This is a genomic window from Caulobacter sp. GW821-FHT09H08, from assembly GCF_059415885.1.
Map to the genome: position 1 here is coordinate 847,650 of NZ_JBWKOC010000001.1, position 13,539 is coordinate 861,188.

Below are 13,539 nucleotides of genomic sequence, written 5' to 3' on the forward strand. Positions count from 1 at the left end.
GACTCAAACGCCCTCAACCCATTCAACAATTCCCGTCATCCCGCGACTTGTTCGCGGGACCCATTTGTCCGCCGCAAGTGCGGAGCCGGCTAGAGCTCTCACGTAGAAGCTGAACCATGGGTCCCGCGCATGAAGCGCGGGATGACGGTGTTGGAGAGCGAACGAACCTACTTCGCCGCCGAAGGGTGACCCGCCGGTGCGAACGTATTCCCGAAGAAGTCGCCCTTCTTCCAGACCGGGCGGGCCGGCGCATTGGCCAGTTCGCGGGCGATCTCGTAGTTGACCAGGGCGAACTTGGCGGCCGCCTGATAGTCGATCGGCTGGTTCAGGTCGTCGCCCGGGTGGTGGTAGTTGGTCTTCAGGAAGGTCGTGAAGGCCTTCTCGCCGCCGTTCTGGAAGCCGGTCATCAGGAACACGGCCGGGATGCCCTGCTCGACGAAGCGGTAGTGGTCCGAGCGGGTGAACAGGCCTTCTTCCGGCAGCGGGTCGCCGGAGAGACCCACGCCCACGCGGGCGCCGGCGTGCTTGACGGCCTCGCCGATGGTCGAGCGGTCGGCGCCGAACGCGATCACGTCGGTGAACGGGTACAGCAGCACCGGCATGTCCAGGTTCACGTCGGCGGCGATGTCGGCCTTCTTCACCGTCGGGTTGTTGGCGAAGTAGTCCGAACCGACCAGGCCCTTCTCTTCACCCGTCACGGCCAGCAGGATGATCGAGCGCTTCGGGCGCATCTTGGTGTTCTTGAAGCCGCGGGCGACTTCCAGCAGGGTCGCGATGCCCGAGGCGTTGTCCAGGGCGCCGTTGTTGATGGCGTCCTCGCCCGGCTTGGCGTTCGGCTTGATGCCGATGTGGTCCAGGTGCGCCGACAGGATGATCGTCTGGGCCTTCAGGGTCGGGTCCGAACCCTCGATCATGCCGACGACGTTGCTGCTCTCGCGCTTCTCGATCTCGGTCTTCAGCTCGATCTTGGCCTTGGAGGCCAGGGCGAAGCCCTTGACCGCGCCGGCCGGGGTCTCGGCGTCAGCCAGGACCGTGGCCAGCGGCGTGGCCGAGCCTGCGAACAGCTTCTCGGCGCCGGCGAGGCTGATCGAGGCCAGGGCCGGGGCGCTCGGCGCGCGGATGGCGCCGACGTCCTGGGCGTTGCGCCAGATCACGCGCCAGGCCTTCATCTGGGCCAGGCCCGACTTGAACGGACGACGCTTCTCGCCGCTGGTGGTCGGCATGGTGATGACGCCGATGGCGCCGCGCTTGGCGGCTTCCTCGCGCTTGGTGTTGGGGTTGCTGAAGTGGGCGCGTTCCTCGGTCTGGATCGAGGTCGGGGCGCCGCTCAGCATGACGACGATCTTGCCCTTCACGTCCAGGCCCGCGTAGTCGTCGCGGCCGTGGCCCGGGTCGACGACGCCGTAGCCGACGAAGACCACCGGGGCCTCGACGGTCAGCTCGGCGGCCTGGCCCTGGGCGCTGGGCAGGTAGTCTTCGCCGTACTTCAGCGCGACGGCCTGGCCGTCGGCGCCCGTGAGGGTCATGGCGCCGTCACCCGAGGGGCGGAAGGCGATCAGCGGCACGTGCTGCTGGTACGACACGCCGGAAGCGGTCTTGTCGCCGGCCGGCTTCACGCCCAGCAGGGCGTATTGGGCGGCGACGTAGTTGGCGGCGATGTCATAGCCGCGCGTGCCGGCTTCACGGCCTTCCATGGCGTCGTCGGCCAGGAAGGTCATGTGCGCCTTGATGGCGTCGGCCGAGGGCGTGAAGTCCGAAACCGGGCCGGCCTTCTTGGCGGCGGCGGGGGCTGCGGGTTTGGCCGGCGTGGCCGCGAGGACCGGTTGGGCGACCATGAGCAGGGCGGCGCTGGCGAGCGCGGCGCGACGCGTAAACGACATGATTTTGAGGAGCTCCCAGGGAGCGGGCCCCCCGGCCCGCGATTGGGGGCGAACCATGTCGGGACGATGACGGCTTGTCGAGACGGCCAAGGCTAAAGGTTTTGTAATGTTGGGCAGGATTTTCCCGGAAGAACGGTGTTCTGGCGACGGCGCTTCCGTCGCGGTCCTGTTCACGCCGCGCCGCCGTCTCCGTTTTGCGGGTGAGGAGGAAACTCATCCTCGGTCGCCCACGGAGCCGCGCCGGCTAAGGTTAATGGCCGCTAAAAAAGATGACCAAGGCGTGAATTTTACCAGTTTCGGTCGCGACCGCTTAACCCAACCGACCCGATAACCCTTCTCAAGCACGGAGGGCATCGGCCATGCAGGCTATTTCAACCGCCGCCGCCGGCATGATGGCCGCCGGAGACCGCCTTTACGCCAGCGCGCGACGCGTGGCGGCGTCGGACGCACGGGCCGAGACGGTCGCCGAGCTCAAGGACGTCGACTACGTCAAGGAACGCACCGAGCAGATCGGCGCGACCACCGACTTCAAGGCCAATGCGGCGGTGCTGCGCACGGCCGACGAGATGACCGGCGCGCTCCTGAACCTGAAGGTCTGAGCGGCCTCCTGAACTTTCACATTGGGGCTCGTCTCATCCGCTTTCGGTGTCTCACCGGAGGCCGCGAGCCCTGATGGCCGAGCCGCTGGCCTGCCCCCCATGCCCAGCCGCTCGGCCGCCGCCTCCCGCGATGCCCCCTAGTCTTGCGGGAGGCGGCCCCCTCCGGCGGGCAATGCAGCCAAATCTAGCTCGTCATCCCGGGCGGCGAAGCCGACCCGGGACCCAGGGGCCGGTGTAGTGCGGTCGCCCCTGGGTCCCGGCTCTCCGCTTCGCTGCAGCCGGGATGACGAGAGGTTTTGATGGCTAATCGAGTTTGGCGAGATCGGTGTCGCGCCACCACTGGTCGGACCGATAGGCGATCGGGGCCGTGAAGTCTGGTGGCGGAAGCGTGTCGATGGTCAGGAGGCCAGCGACCTCGAGGCTGTCGAACCATTCGTCCCGAAGCGAAGGCGGCAGCTGGCGGCCTGTCAGCGGGCAATAGTTCAGCACGTAGGCTGAGACGCCGTCCGCATCCGGGATTGTGAACTCGCGGAAAGCGGGCTCGTAGAAGACCGTCGCGCCTTCGGCCATCCAGCCGAACAGCTCTGGATAGTGCGTGTAGTCGTGGAGGGTGCGAAGACGTTCGATCGCGGTGTTCGGTCCGACGCTTTCGATACCGAGCACCGCGAGTGATCCCTACTTCGCCTTGTCCATCAGGCCCGCGAACCGCTCGAACAGGTACAGGCTGTCCGTCGGGCCCGGCGAGGCTTCCGGGTGGTGCTGGACCGAGAACACCGGCTTGTCGGCCAGCTGGATGCCGGCGTTGGTGCCGTCGAACAGCGAGACGTGGGTCTCTTGCACCGGGGCCGGCAGGGTCGCCGAGTCCACGGTGAAGCCGTGGTTCATCGAGACGATCTCGACCTTGCCGGTGGTCAGGTCCTTGACCGGGTGGTTGGCGCCATGGTGGCCCTGTTCCATCTTCACGGTCTTGGCGCCGAGCGCGAGGGCCAGCATCTGGTGGCCGAGGCAGATGCCGAACACCGGCTTGCCGCTCTGAACCAGCTTCTGGATTTCCGGCACGGCGTATTCGCCGGTCGCGGCCGGGTCGCCGGGGCCGTTGCTCAGCAGCACGCCGTCCGGGTTGCGGGCCAGGATGTCCTCGGCCGAGGTCGAGGCCGGCACCACCGTGGCGCGGGCGCCGACATGGGCCAGGGCGCGCAGGATGTTGCGCTTCACGCCGTAGTCGATGACGACCACTTCGTACTTGGGCTTGTCCAGCTTGGCGTAGCCTTCCGGCCACGACCACAGGCCTTCCTCCCAGGTGAAGGTCTGGGTGGTCGAGGCGTCCTTGGCCAGGTCCAGGCCTTCCAGGCCGGCCCAGGCCTTGGCCTTGGCGACCAGGGCCTCGAGGTCGAACTTGCCCTCGGGCGAGTGGGCGATGACGCCGTGCGGCATGCCGGTCTCGCGGATCTTGCGGGTCAGGGCGCGGGTGTCGATGCCGGCCAGGCCGATGACGCCGCGGTTCTTCATCCAGGCGTCGAAGTCGCCGCCGGCGCGCCAGTTGGCCTGCTCGGTCGGGACGTCGCGGAAGAGGGCGCCACGGGCGGCCGTCTCGGCCACGCCGGTGACCTGCTCGACGTCTTCCGAATTGGCGCCGACATTGCCGATGTGCGGGAAGGTGAAGGCGACGATCTGGGCCATGTACGACGGGTCGGTCAGGATCTCCTGATAGCCCGTCATGGCGGTGTTGAAGCACACCTCGCCGACCGCGTCGCCGACCGCGCCGCAGCCCACGCCTTGCAGGATGGTGCCGTCGGCCAGGGCCAGGACACCGGTAACGCCGGGAAGAAGGTCTTGGGACATTCTGTGGAGCGCTCCTGAACGCGATCTGAGCCCAAAGATGGGCTGGTCATTTTCGCAAAAAGGCGGGCCGGGAGTAACCCCCGCCCGCCGCGCAAACGGCGGGGTGTCTAGGGGGTATGGGGGAGGGGGTCAACCCCTCATCATCACGCGATTTTCGCTTGTCTCCACATTCCCGTGATCGATGAACGCGCCCCCTCGCGCGGGCGTCGCAAAACGCCTTATGGTGCAAGGCTTCCAAGCCATCGAAGCGCGACGAACAGGGGATGACGGCCCATGCTCGAACTGCGTCCCAATTGCGAGTGCTGCGACGCGGACCTGCCGCCCGCCAGCGACGCGGCGCGAATCTGTACGTTCGAGCACACCTTCTGCTCGGATTGCTCGGACCTGAGGTTCGACGCGGCTTGTCCCGACTGCGGCGGCGGGCTGGTGGCCAGGCCGATCCGGCCGGAGAGCCAGCTGCACCGGTACCCGGCCTCGCTGCGGCGGGTCAGCAAGGGGCATCGGTATTCGAAGCCCGTCCCGAGGCGCGATCCGGACCAACCGGCGGGCTGGGCTTAGGGGGGCGCTTAGGGCGGGATGCATCTCCCCTCCCCCGATGGGGGAGGAGAGAGGCGCTCAGGCCCTCACGCCCCGATCGCGCGCTCCAGCACCGGGCAGGCGCCTTCGGTCAGCCCGCGCCCAAGGTCTTGCCAGGGCAACGGATGGACGCGGCTGATCTTCAGCAGGCCCGTGCCACCATCGATGTCGTAGACCAGCACCGTGGCGCTATAGCCGCGTCCGCCGCGCTCGTAGGCCACCGCCAGGCGGCCGCTTAGGCGCATGGCGGCGACGATCCGGGTGTGGGGTGTCACGCCGTCGTCCGCGTCGGACGCGTTGAAAGGCCCGCCCGGCGGCGAGATCCGCGAGTCGGTCCGCCGCAGATCCATCAGCACCTCGGCGGGCAGGCGCTCGTACGGCACGACCTCGCCACGCTTCGGAGCGGGGCAGACCACCTGCGGCTCGACCCGCAAGCCGGACGGCCGCCAGGTCGCCGACGGCGGCGGGGCCGCCAGGCTGTCGCGGGACTCTCCCGGCCGGGTCCACGACTCGGATTCCCGTGAAGGCGGCGGAGGCGGGAGCTTCAGCGTCGAAACGTCCTGGCCGCTCGCCGCCAGCATCATCGCCATGAGCATCACGGGCATCGGCGCGTCTCCGAAAGGTCGATCGAGCTCAGTTTGGACGGCGATCGCGTCCGGATTGCGACGTCCCGAGACCTAGCGGTCTGGTATGCGCGCCAGCGCCGCCATTGGTCTGACCTTATTGTCTGAGTATTCTCGCACAAGGCCTGACCATTGGTTTGGTAGCGCTACCGGAATCCGTTCCTGGGAAGGGAGGTCGGCCAAGTGCCTGGTGCGCCTTTCCTCCGGGTATTGTCCGCTTCAAGGTGCGGAAAAGGCGCCGAAATCGCCATTTCTGATGCTGGAAAGCGCCTCCGCACGGTCGTGGATGGGCAGCCAAAGCGCTTCAGATCATTGGTCAAAGGTCCGACGCTGAGATTCCATAAGGTCTGACCACATTGACTTGAAAGGACTTACCTCGTAACCGTGTTCTTTGTGACCGCTACCACGCCGCGTGGGGCGACAGATCGAGCTCGAAACGGGCCGAAACCCCGCGGCGGCAACGAACAAGTGCGCAAGGGCGCCGCTCCTAGGGGAAGAAACATGCCGTCCATCCGTCATCGCCGTTCCACGAGTCGCCTGGCCCTGATCGGCGCGACCTGTCTGACCACTCTCATCACGGTTCAAGCCGCCCACGCCCAGACGGCGCCGGCGCCGGCCTCCGACACCGTGGAAGAGGTGGTCGTCACCGGCTTCCGCAAGTCGCTGACCGACTCCACCAACGCCAAGCGCGACAGCGTCGCCTTCACCGACTCCGTCTTCGCCGAGGACATCGGCAAGTTCCCGGACCTCAACATCGCCGAGTCGCTGAACCGGATCCCCGGCGTGCAGTTGACCCGCGAGATCAACGGCGACGGCCTGAACGTCGCTATCCGGGGCCTGGGCACCAACTTCACCAAGATCCTGCTGAACGGCGCCCAGGCCGCCGTCGCCTCGTCGGGCCGCACCGACAGCCAGAACCAGAACCGCGAAGTCGACCTCGACCTCTATCCGACCGAGCTGTTCACCCGCCTGGACGTCAACAAGACCCCGGTGGCCGGCACGGTCGAGGGCGGCGTGGCCGGCGTGGTCAACATGCGCAGCGCCCGGCCGTTCGACTACAAGGTCGGCCAGCAGCTGGTCTATTCGATCCAGGCCGGCAAGAACTCCGAGTCCGATGACATCAGCCCGCGCGGCTCGATCCTGGCCAGCAAGACCTTCGAGACTAACGCCGGCGACTTCGGCGTGCTGGTCGGCGCGGCCTTCGCCCGCAACAAGTCGACCACGACCGGCTTCGAGACGATCGGTTGGACCAACGCCAACATGACCTGCACGGGCTGTAACGTGACGGCCGGCAACGGCTTCAACTGGGCGGCGACCGTGCCGGCCGGCGTCACCGGCAACGGCCTGACCACGGGCCAGACCATCGACAACACCGTGCTGGCGGCGCTGAACCCGGGCACGAGCCTGGTCCAGCTGTCCGACGCGCAGCTGCCGCGCCTGGGCCGCGACTCCTGGAGCTCGGGCGAGCGCAACCGCAACAGCTACATCGCCTCGCTGCAGTGGCGTCCGAACGACAGCCTGGATGTCTATCTCGACACCCTCTACTCGGAGGCCCACCGCGAGTTCGAGCGGATCGACATGAACTGGTCGGTGCGCAACAGCAACTTCATGGTCCCGGTCGGGGTGAAGGTCGACAGCAACAACGTCGTCACCGAGGGGACCTTCCTGAACTCGCAGTTCTTCCTCGAGTACCGCCCGTACAAGGAAGACGTCGAGGTCCTGAACGTGAACCCCGGCTTCAGCTGGCGCGCCAACGACTGGATCAAGGTCGACGGCCAGGTGAACTGGAGCCGTTCGGTGTTCTTCCGGGAAGCCCCGACGGTGCTGTTCAACACGCCGCTCGGCACGAACCTGAACGTCACCTACAAGAACGCCGGCGGGGACAAGCCCAGCATCGTCGCCTCCAAGAGCCTGAACGACCCGAACCTGGGTTGGGTGTGGGCCGGCGGCCGCGTGAACATCCAGAACGAGAAGCGCGTCACCTTCACCAAGGGCGCCCACTTCGACGTGACGTTCGGCGAGGACAAGGCCGTCAACTTCAAGGCCGGCCTGGCCTATGACGACGTCGGCCGCCGCATCACCGCCATCGACAATTCGGGCCGCTGGCAGACCTTTACCTGCGGCGGCGGTGGTGTCACCCCGCAGAGCCCGGTCCCGTCGCCGACCCCGGGCTGCGACGGCCGCGCCGGCTCGGCCATCACCCAGGCCAGCCTGGCCAGCTACATCAAGGCCGGTCCGATCGGCTTTGTGACCCTGGACAAGGACAAGTTCTTCTCGGCCACCCAGTACGACGCCTTCAACGCCGCCGCGCCATTCTCGTCGTCGGCGGCCACGGGCGCGGCCTCGGGCTACATCCGCGAGAAGACGCAAGGCGCCTATATCGAGATGAACGGCGTCGCCCAGGTCGTCGACCGCGACCTGCGCTTCAACGCCGGCGTCCGCTACTACAACACCGAGCAGCTGATCGAGGGGCCGCAGACCGTCAACGGCGTGCTGTCGTTCCTGAGCCGCTCGACCAAGTACGACGGCATGCTGCCCTCGTTCAACGCCGCCTACAGCCTGGCCGACAACATCATCCTGCGGGCCAGCGCCTCGCGGACGATCACCCGTCCCAACCCGTCGGCCATGCTGCCGGGCACGACCTTCAGCGACCCTTCGGCCCAGACCGCCAACCAGGGCAATCCGAACCTGCAGCCCTATCTGTCGAACAACTTCGACCTGGGCGGCGAGTGGTACACCGGCGGCGCGGGCTATGTCGGCGTGGCCCTGTTCCGCAAGGAGCTGACCGGCTTCACCGTCAACGGCACCAACACCATCCCGTTCCTGCAGCTGGGCGTGCCCTATGACCAGCTGACCAACCTGCAGCAACAGGCCATCACCAACCGCGGCGGCCCGAACACGGCCACCGTCACGGTCAGCCAGCAGGTCAACGCCGACGGTGTCCTGACCATCCTGGGCCAGGAAGTCACCTGGGTGCAGCCGCTGGACTTCCTGCTGAAGGGCTCGGGCTTCACCGCCAACCTGACCCACGTCGAGCAGAACCCGCGCGGCACCGGCGCCCCGGCCTCGGCCGTCGGCATCTCGCCCTGGACCTACAACATCACCGGCTTCTACGAGGACCACGGCGCCTCGATCCGCCTGTCGTACGTCTGGAACGACGCCCAGGTCTCGTCGGGCAACAACCAGAACGGCATCCCGTTCGCGACGCTGAACACCGACAAGCGCGGCCAGTTCGACCTGTCGGCCAGCTACCAGTTCAAGAACCTGCCGACGTCGCCGCGCGTCACCCTGGATGTGATCAACATCACCAAGGAGCAGCAGCGCCAGACCTTCTACTGGGACAACGCCACGTTCACCCAGTACCAGCCGGGCCGCCAGATCATCCTGGGCATCCGGGGCAAGTTCTAGGTCTCAAGGAACCCTCTCTGTTCCCTCTACCCGCCGGCGCGGCGTCCCTTGCGCCGGTGGGGTCCTTTTTCAGGTTTCGCGCGAGGCGACGGTCCACCTCTCCTCCCACCTCGCGCGGCTTTCACGGCGCGCCCCTGCAAGGGCGCGCCGTCCTTTTTTTGGACGATCCGGACGCCGTTCGCGGACAACATGTCGCAAGCGATTATCCTTTCAAGATTCAGCTTCGTTAACCCCTTCAGGCTCAAGCTCCAGCGTGCAAGGAGCACCTCCCATGACCCCCGCCGCCAACCCAACCCCGGTCAAGATCTCCACGTCCAACCGCTCGGCCTTCGGCCTGGGCGAAACCGTCCTGCACATGGTCCTTTCGGCGGCGATTCCGATCAGTGCGGTGTTCTTCGTGGTGCTGAGCTTCTAGCGCTCCGACAGCGCGTCCCGCAGCGCCTGGACCCGCAGGTTCAGGTCGATCAGCTGCTCGACCGTGAAGCCAGACCTCTGAAGCAGGGTGTCCGTCAGGCAGGCGCTGCGCGCCCGCAGGTCCCAGCCCTTTTCCGTCAGCTTGACCCGCACCTGGCGCTCGTCGTCCGGATTGCGCTGGCGGTCGACCAGGCCGGCCTGTTCCAGGCGCTTGACCAGCGGCGTGATAGTGCTGGGCTCCAGCGACAGCCGCGTGGCGATGGCCCCGATCGTCTGGCCGTCCGTCTCGCCCAGGGCATTGATCACCAGATACTGCGGATAGGTGATGCCGAGTTCATCCAGCATGGGCTTGTAGGCCCGGTTGATGGCGATCGAGGCGCCATAGAGCGAGAAGCACAGGTGGTGCTCCAGCGGCATCGGGGCGGCGTCGGTCATGGCGTGAAGGCTCCAGGCGAACAGGGTGTCGCCAGCTAATTATCACAGAAAAGCTTATCGCGATAAAAAACTGCTTGACGGTCGAAGGAGCATGGGTTTATCCATTTCATTATCGCGATAAACATTATCGCAACTCAAAGCCCAAGGGAGACCGATATGACCCAGTTCCGCAACCTGCTCGCTTCCGCCGCCGCCCTGACCCTGGCCGCCGGCTTCGTCCCCGCCAACGCCGCTCCGAAGGCCGCGATCAAGAATGTCGTGCTGGTGCACGGCGGCTTCGTCGACGGCTCGGGCTGGGCCGGCGTCTACAAGATCCTGACCAAGGACGGCTACAAGGTCACCATCGTCCAGAACCCGACCACCTCGCTGGCCGACGACGTCGCCGTGACCAAGCGCGCCCTGGCCGCCCAGGACAGTCAGGCCATCCTGGTCGGCCACTCGTACGGCGGCGTGGTGATCTCGGAAGCCGGGACCGACGCCAAGGTCGCGGGCCTCGTCTATGTCGCCGCCTTCGCGCCGGACAAGGGCGAGTCGGTCTCGTCGCTGATCGCCAACCCGGCCCCCGGCGCGCCGGTCCCGCCGATCCTGGCGCCGGTCGACGGCTACCTGTTCCTGGATCGCGCCAAGTTCGCCGCGTCGTTCGCCGCCGACGTCGCCCCGGCCGAAGCCCAGCTGATGGCCGACAGCCAGGTGCCGTGGGGCGTCGCCGCCCTGGCCGGCGCGGTCACCGATCCGGCCTGGAAGGTCAAGCCCAGCTACTACCTGGTCGCCTCGGACGACCGCATGATCCCGCCGCCCGCTCAACGCGCCATGGCCGGTCGCGCCGGCGCCAAGGTCGTCGAAACCGCCGGCAGCCACGCCGTCTACGTCTCCAAGCCCGAAGTGGTGGCCAAGCTGATCGAGCAAGCCGCCGAGGCCGCCGCGAAGTAAGGCCTGCGCCTGTCCGCGATCACATCCCCGGGGCGCCCGCTCCGGGGATTTCGTGTATCTGGAAAGTCGCATAAGGATATCCTTATATCTAATCCGTGGTAGGCTCGGCCTCATGACCAAGATAACCACCGTCGGCGTCGACGCCGACGACACCCTCTGGCACTGCGAGAGCAAGTTCCGGCTGTCGCACGCGCGGTTCCTGGACCTGTTGTCCGAGCATGGCGATCCCGAGAAGATCGAAAGCCAGCTGCTCGCCGTCGAGAAGCGGAACCTGCGGGTCTATGGCTACGGGGCCAAGGGCTTCACCCTGTCGATGATCGAGACGGCGCTGGAGGTCACCGACGGCGCGGTCGACACCCGCGTGATCCGCGAGATCCTGGCCGTGGGCCGCGAGATGCTGACCGAGCCGATCGAGCCCCTGGCCGGGGTCGAGGAGGCGCTGGCCGAGCTCTCGGACCGCTACCGCCTGATCCTGATCACCAAGGGCGACCTCCTGCACCAGGAGCAGAAACTGGCCTCGTCGGGCCTGGGCGACTACTTCGTGGCCGTCGAGATCGTGTCCGAGAAGGACGCGGGGACGTATCGCCGGGTGTTCGATCGCTATGGCACCGGCGCGGAGCAGGCGGTGATGGCGGGCAACTCGATGAAGTCCGACATCCTGCCGGCGCTGGAAGCCGGCTGCTGGAGCGCGCTGATCCCGTATCCGCTGGTCTGGGCGCACGAGGCGGCGGAAGCGCCGGTGGGGCATGCGCGGTATGCGGAGCTTGGGAGTATCAGTGAGCTGCCGGGATGGGTGGATCGGATCGCGGCGGGCGGCTAGCGCCCCCTCCGTCTCGCCGCGTATCCGCAGCGATCCACCTCCCCCGTTTCACGGGTGAGGAGGAGGCCGCACCTTCCTGCCCCGCTTGCGGGGGAGGTGGCGCGGCGACGCAGTCGACGTGACGGAGGGGGCGTCTACGGCGCGACCGAAGGGCCCGCGCCGTTCAACGGCGTCTTCGCCTTCCCCAGTTTCGCCACCCAATCCCGCGCGGGGCGCTCGAAGCAGATCAGCGAGAAATAGGCGATCGGGAACAGCGCCACGATCCAGAACAGGCACCACAGCCGCATCGCGTCGCCGTCCAGCTTCCACATCCCGAAGCCCACCCAGTTCAGGGCGATCTTCAGCGCGATCGGGTGCAGCAGGTAGAGGCTGAAGGAAAGCTGCGCCCAGGGGGCCATGGCCCGGCTCACCCCGCCCTGGACGCCCGCCGCATCGGCCGCGACGCCCGCCAGGCCTACGGCGTAGATCAGGAACAGCAGGGCCGTCCGCGAGGCGCCCATCCCCGACGCCACGAAGAACGCCGCCAGCAGCGCCCACATCACGAACCGCGCCAGGGGCAGCTTGCCCAGGGCCTCGCGCAGCTGGAACGCCAGCATGCCGAGCATGAAGCCCGGCACGGCGCGGGCGACGCCGAAGTCGTAGGTCCACTGCGAGAAGGGCTCGCCGGTGCGGGAGATCCACAGCAGCAGGGCCAGGCTGCCGAACGCCACGGCCGCTGTCGCCCAGCGGCCCCTGGCCGTGATCCAGAACAGAGCGGGCAGGGCGATGTAGAGCCCCATCTCGGCGCTGATCGCCCAGCTGACGAAGTTCCAGGTCTGGGCCTTGCAGGTGCCCCAGGCGTGGACGAACAGCAGGTTCTGCGGGATGCAGCTCACGTCGTAGCGCGACGGATCCCGCTCGTTCAGCACGCCCGCCCAGCCGAGGGCGGCGATGACCACGAACACCGCCAGGGTCAGCCAGTGCAGCGGCCCCAGCCGCGCCACGCGCTTCTGCAGGAAGTCGCGGTACTTGGCGACGGTGGTCAGGCGGCCGGTATAGATCGCGGCCATCACGTAGCCCGAGATCAGGAAGAACAGGTCCACGATCAGGCTGAAGCTCTTGATCGTGTCGTCGGCCAGCTGCCAGTGGCCGTCCAGGTTGATGAACCGGTTGAAGTGGAACACCACGATCATGACGGCGCCCACGATGCGCAGGGCGTCGAGGTGCAGCATCTGGTCGGAGTCGGGCTTCAGCGGGGGCATGCGCATTGCCAAGCTGTGCCACGGGACGGACACGCCGTCACCGGACCATCTCTCCTGCCCCGAAGGGGGAGGAGAGGGAGCGTTCGTTGGTGCTAAGCCGCCGTCCGCCAGGCTCCCGGCGACATCCCGGTCAGCGCCTTCACGTCCCGCGTCATGTGCGCCTGGTCGGCGAAGCCCGCCTCGGCCGCGATGTCGGCCAGGGCCGCCGTGCCGCTGGTAATCATCCCCCACGCCCGCCGGGCCCGCGCCTCGACGCGGTACCGCGCCGGGCCGACGCCATAGACCTGGCGGAACCAGCGGAACGCGGTCTCCCGCGAGACGCCGTGGGCGCGGGCCCAGGCCTCGACGCCCAGGTCGCTCATGTCGGAGAGGGCGGCGGCCATGCGGTCGGGGACGTCGTCCAGCGCGGCGCGGCCGGCGGTCCAGGTCTCGATCAGCAAGGCCGAGGCGGCGATCGGATCGCGTTCGGCCAGGCGGACGAGGGTGTCGGGATCGGCGATCCGGGCGACAGGGAAGTTGGGGACTTGTCCCAACGGCAGGTTCAGCACCACGGCCGGGCGGCCCGCGCGCTTGTGTGTCGGATTCCAGTGGGCGCAGAAGGCGGCGTGAACCAGGACGTCACCCGGCTCGACCCGCCAGCGACCGCGCTCGCCGGCCTCCTCATAGCCGCCCTCCAGCACGATGGCGGCATAGGGCGCGGCATGAAGGTGACGCGGAGCAGGGTCAGGCGAGAGGGTGTGCCGAAGGGGCGGATGCATACGGCGAACGTAG

At 67.4% G+C, this 13,539-nt stretch carries 14 protein-coding genes and 1 pseudogene; 7 read left to right on the top strand and 8 right to left on the bottom strand.

What is annotated here, in order from left to right; all coding sequences use genetic code 11:
* Positions 1-167: 167 nt before the first annotated feature.
* On the bottom strand, positions 168-1,880 hold the full coding sequence (locus AC07NN_RS04165) for a M28 family peptidase (RefSeq protein ID WP_494637863.1): 1,713 nt from the start codon (positions 1,878-1,880) through the stop codon (positions 168-170).
* Between the two features lie 359 nt (positions 1,881-2,239).
* Between AC07NN_RS04165 and AC07NN_RS04170 the strand changes: the two genes are divergently transcribed.
* Entirely contained in the window at positions 2,240-2,479 is a 240-nt protein-coding gene (locus tag AC07NN_RS04170; RefSeq protein WP_494637864.1) for a flagellar basal body rod C-terminal domain-containing protein, read from the top strand.
* Positions 2,480-2,663: 184 nt separating this feature from the next.
* Here the strand turns inward: AC07NN_RS04170 and AC07NN_RS04175 are convergent, their stop codons facing one another.
* The 3 genes from AC07NN_RS04175 to carA are packed head-to-tail and all read right to left on the bottom strand — an operon-like array spanning position 2,664 to position 4,321.
* A complete protein-coding gene (locus AC07NN_RS04175; protein ID WP_494638199.1) occupies positions 2,664-2,780 on the bottom strand; it encodes a hypothetical protein in 117 nt (38 codons plus the stop codon).
* Positions 2,781-2,782: 2 nt separating this feature from the next.
* On the bottom strand, positions 2,783-3,142 hold the full coding sequence (locus AC07NN_RS04180) for a DUF6980 family protein (RefSeq protein ID WP_494637865.1): 360 nt from the start codon (positions 3,140-3,142) through the stop codon (positions 2,783-2,785).
* A gap of 12 nt (positions 3,143-3,154) precedes the next feature.
* Positions 3,155-4,321, bottom strand: coding sequence for a glutamine-hydrolyzing carbamoyl-phosphate synthase small subunit (carA, locus tag AC07NN_RS04185; RefSeq protein WP_494637866.1), 1,167 nt, complete (start codon positions 4,319-4,321; stop codon positions 3,155-3,157).
* 273 nt (positions 4,322-4,594) lie between these two features.
* On the opposite strand from carA, the gene AC07NN_RS04190 reads away from it, so the two are divergent.
* A complete protein-coding gene (locus tag AC07NN_RS04190) occupies positions 4,595-4,879 on the top strand; it encodes a DUF1272 domain-containing protein (RefSeq protein WP_494637867.1) in 285 nt (94 codons plus the stop codon).
* A 65-nt stretch (positions 4,880-4,944) separates the two neighbouring features.
* Here AC07NN_RS04190 and AC07NN_RS04195 read toward each other — a convergent pair whose 3' ends face one another.
* The gene (locus tag AC07NN_RS04195) at positions 4,945-5,502 is read right to left on the bottom strand and encodes a hypothetical protein (protein ID WP_494637868.1); all 558 of its coding nucleotides are present in this window, start codon (positions 5,500-5,502) and stop codon (positions 4,945-4,947) included.
* A 519-nt stretch (positions 5,503-6,021) separates the two neighbouring features.
* On the opposite strand from AC07NN_RS04195, the gene AC07NN_RS04200 reads away from it, so the two are divergent.
* Together AC07NN_RS04200 and AC07NN_RS04205 are read left to right on the top strand one after the other, a co-directional pair.
* Positions 6,022-8,928 (top strand): TonB-dependent receptor, encoded by a 2,907-nt coding sequence (locus AC07NN_RS04200; protein WP_494637869.1) that lies wholly within the window; start codon positions 6,022-6,024, stop codon positions 8,926-8,928.
* Positions 8,929-9,199: 271 nt separating this feature from the next.
* Positions 9,200-9,343: a hypothetical protein gene (locus tag AC07NN_RS04205; RefSeq protein WP_494637870.1), complete on the top strand. Its 144-nt coding sequence runs from the start codon at positions 9,200-9,202 to the stop codon at positions 9,341-9,343.
* On the opposite strand, the gene AC07NN_RS04210 is transcribed toward AC07NN_RS04205, so the two are convergent.
* Complete coding sequence (locus AC07NN_RS04210) at positions 9,340-9,777, bottom strand: MarR family winged helix-turn-helix transcriptional regulator (protein WP_494637871.1); 438 nt, start codon at positions 9,775-9,777, stop codon at positions 9,340-9,342. The genes AC07NN_RS04205 and AC07NN_RS04210 overlap by 4 nt on opposite strands.
* Positions 9,778-9,933: 156 nt before the next feature.
* Between AC07NN_RS04210 and AC07NN_RS04215 the strand changes: the two genes are divergently transcribed.
* The 3 genes and pseudogenes from AC07NN_RS04215 to AC07NN_RS04225 all read left to right on the top strand — a co-directional run.
* The gene (locus AC07NN_RS04215) at positions 9,934-10,707 is read left to right on the top strand and encodes an alpha/beta hydrolase (protein WP_494637872.1); all 774 of its coding nucleotides are present in this window, start codon (positions 9,934-9,936) and stop codon (positions 10,705-10,707) included.
* Between the two features lie 112 nt (positions 10,708-10,819).
* Positions 10,820-11,527 (top strand): HAD family hydrolase, encoded by a 708-nt coding sequence (locus AC07NN_RS04220; RefSeq protein ID WP_494637873.1) that lies wholly within the window; start codon positions 10,820-10,822, stop codon positions 11,525-11,527.
* Positions 11,528-11,641 (top strand): annotated as a pseudogene (locus AC07NN_RS04225) (hypothetical protein); the annotation flags it as partial.
* Between the two features lie 20 nt (positions 11,642-11,661).
* Here AC07NN_RS04225 and AC07NN_RS04230 read toward each other — a convergent pair.
* Together AC07NN_RS04230 and AC07NN_RS04235 are read right to left on the bottom strand one after the other, a co-directional pair.
* Complete coding sequence (locus AC07NN_RS04230) at positions 11,662-12,768, bottom strand: acyltransferase family protein (protein WP_494637874.1); 1,107 nt, start codon at positions 12,766-12,768, stop codon at positions 11,662-11,664.
* Between the two features lie 92 nt (positions 12,769-12,860).
* Complete coding sequence (locus tag AC07NN_RS04235) at positions 12,861-13,526, bottom strand: helix-turn-helix domain-containing protein (RefSeq protein ID WP_494637875.1); 666 nt, start codon at positions 13,524-13,526, stop codon at positions 12,861-12,863.
* Positions 13,527-13,539 lie beyond the last annotated feature (13 nt).

Excerpts from the sequence above, each read along its gene's own strand:
- AC07NN_RS04165 (WP_494637863.1), bottom strand. The coding sequence starts at position 1,880 with ATGTCGTTTACGCGTCGCGCCGCGCTCGCCAGCGCCGCCCTGCTCATG.
- AC07NN_RS04170 (WP_494637864.1), top strand. The coding sequence starts at position 2,240 with ATGCAGGCTATTTCAACCGCCGCCGCCGGCATGATGGCCGCCGGAGAC.
- carA (WP_494637866.1), bottom strand. The coding sequence starts at position 4,321 with ATGTCCCAAGACCTTCTTCCCGGCGTTACCGGTGTCCTGGCCCTGGCC.
- AC07NN_RS04190 (WP_494637867.1), top strand. The coding sequence starts at position 4,595 with ATGCTCGAACTGCGTCCCAATTGCGAGTGCTGCGACGCGGACCTGCCG.
- AC07NN_RS04195 (WP_494637868.1), bottom strand. The coding sequence starts at position 5,502 with ATGCCCGTGATGCTCATGGCGATGATGCTGGCGGCGAGCGGCCAGGAC.
- AC07NN_RS04200 (WP_494637869.1), top strand. The coding sequence starts at position 6,022 with ATGCCGTCCATCCGTCATCGCCGTTCCACGAGTCGCCTGGCCCTGATC.
- AC07NN_RS04205 (WP_494637870.1), top strand. The coding sequence starts at position 9,200 with ATGACCCCCGCCGCCAACCCAACCCCGGTCAAGATCTCCACGTCCAAC.
- AC07NN_RS04210 (WP_494637871.1), bottom strand. The coding sequence starts at position 9,777 with ATGACCGACGCCGCCCCGATGCCGCTGGAGCACCACCTGTGCTTCTCG.
- AC07NN_RS04215 (WP_494637872.1), top strand. The coding sequence starts at position 9,934 with ATGACCCAGTTCCGCAACCTGCTCGCTTCCGCCGCCGCCCTGACCCTG.
- AC07NN_RS04220 (WP_494637873.1), top strand. The coding sequence starts at position 10,820 with ATGACCAAGATAACCACCGTCGGCGTCGACGCCGACGACACCCTCTGG.
- AC07NN_RS04230 (WP_494637874.1), bottom strand. The coding sequence starts at position 12,768 with ATGCCCCCGCTGAAGCCCGACTCCGACCAGATGCTGCACCTCGACGCC.
- AC07NN_RS04235 (WP_494637875.1), bottom strand. The coding sequence starts at position 13,526 with ATGCATCCGCCCCTTCGGCACACCCTCTCGCCTGACCCTGCTCCGCGT.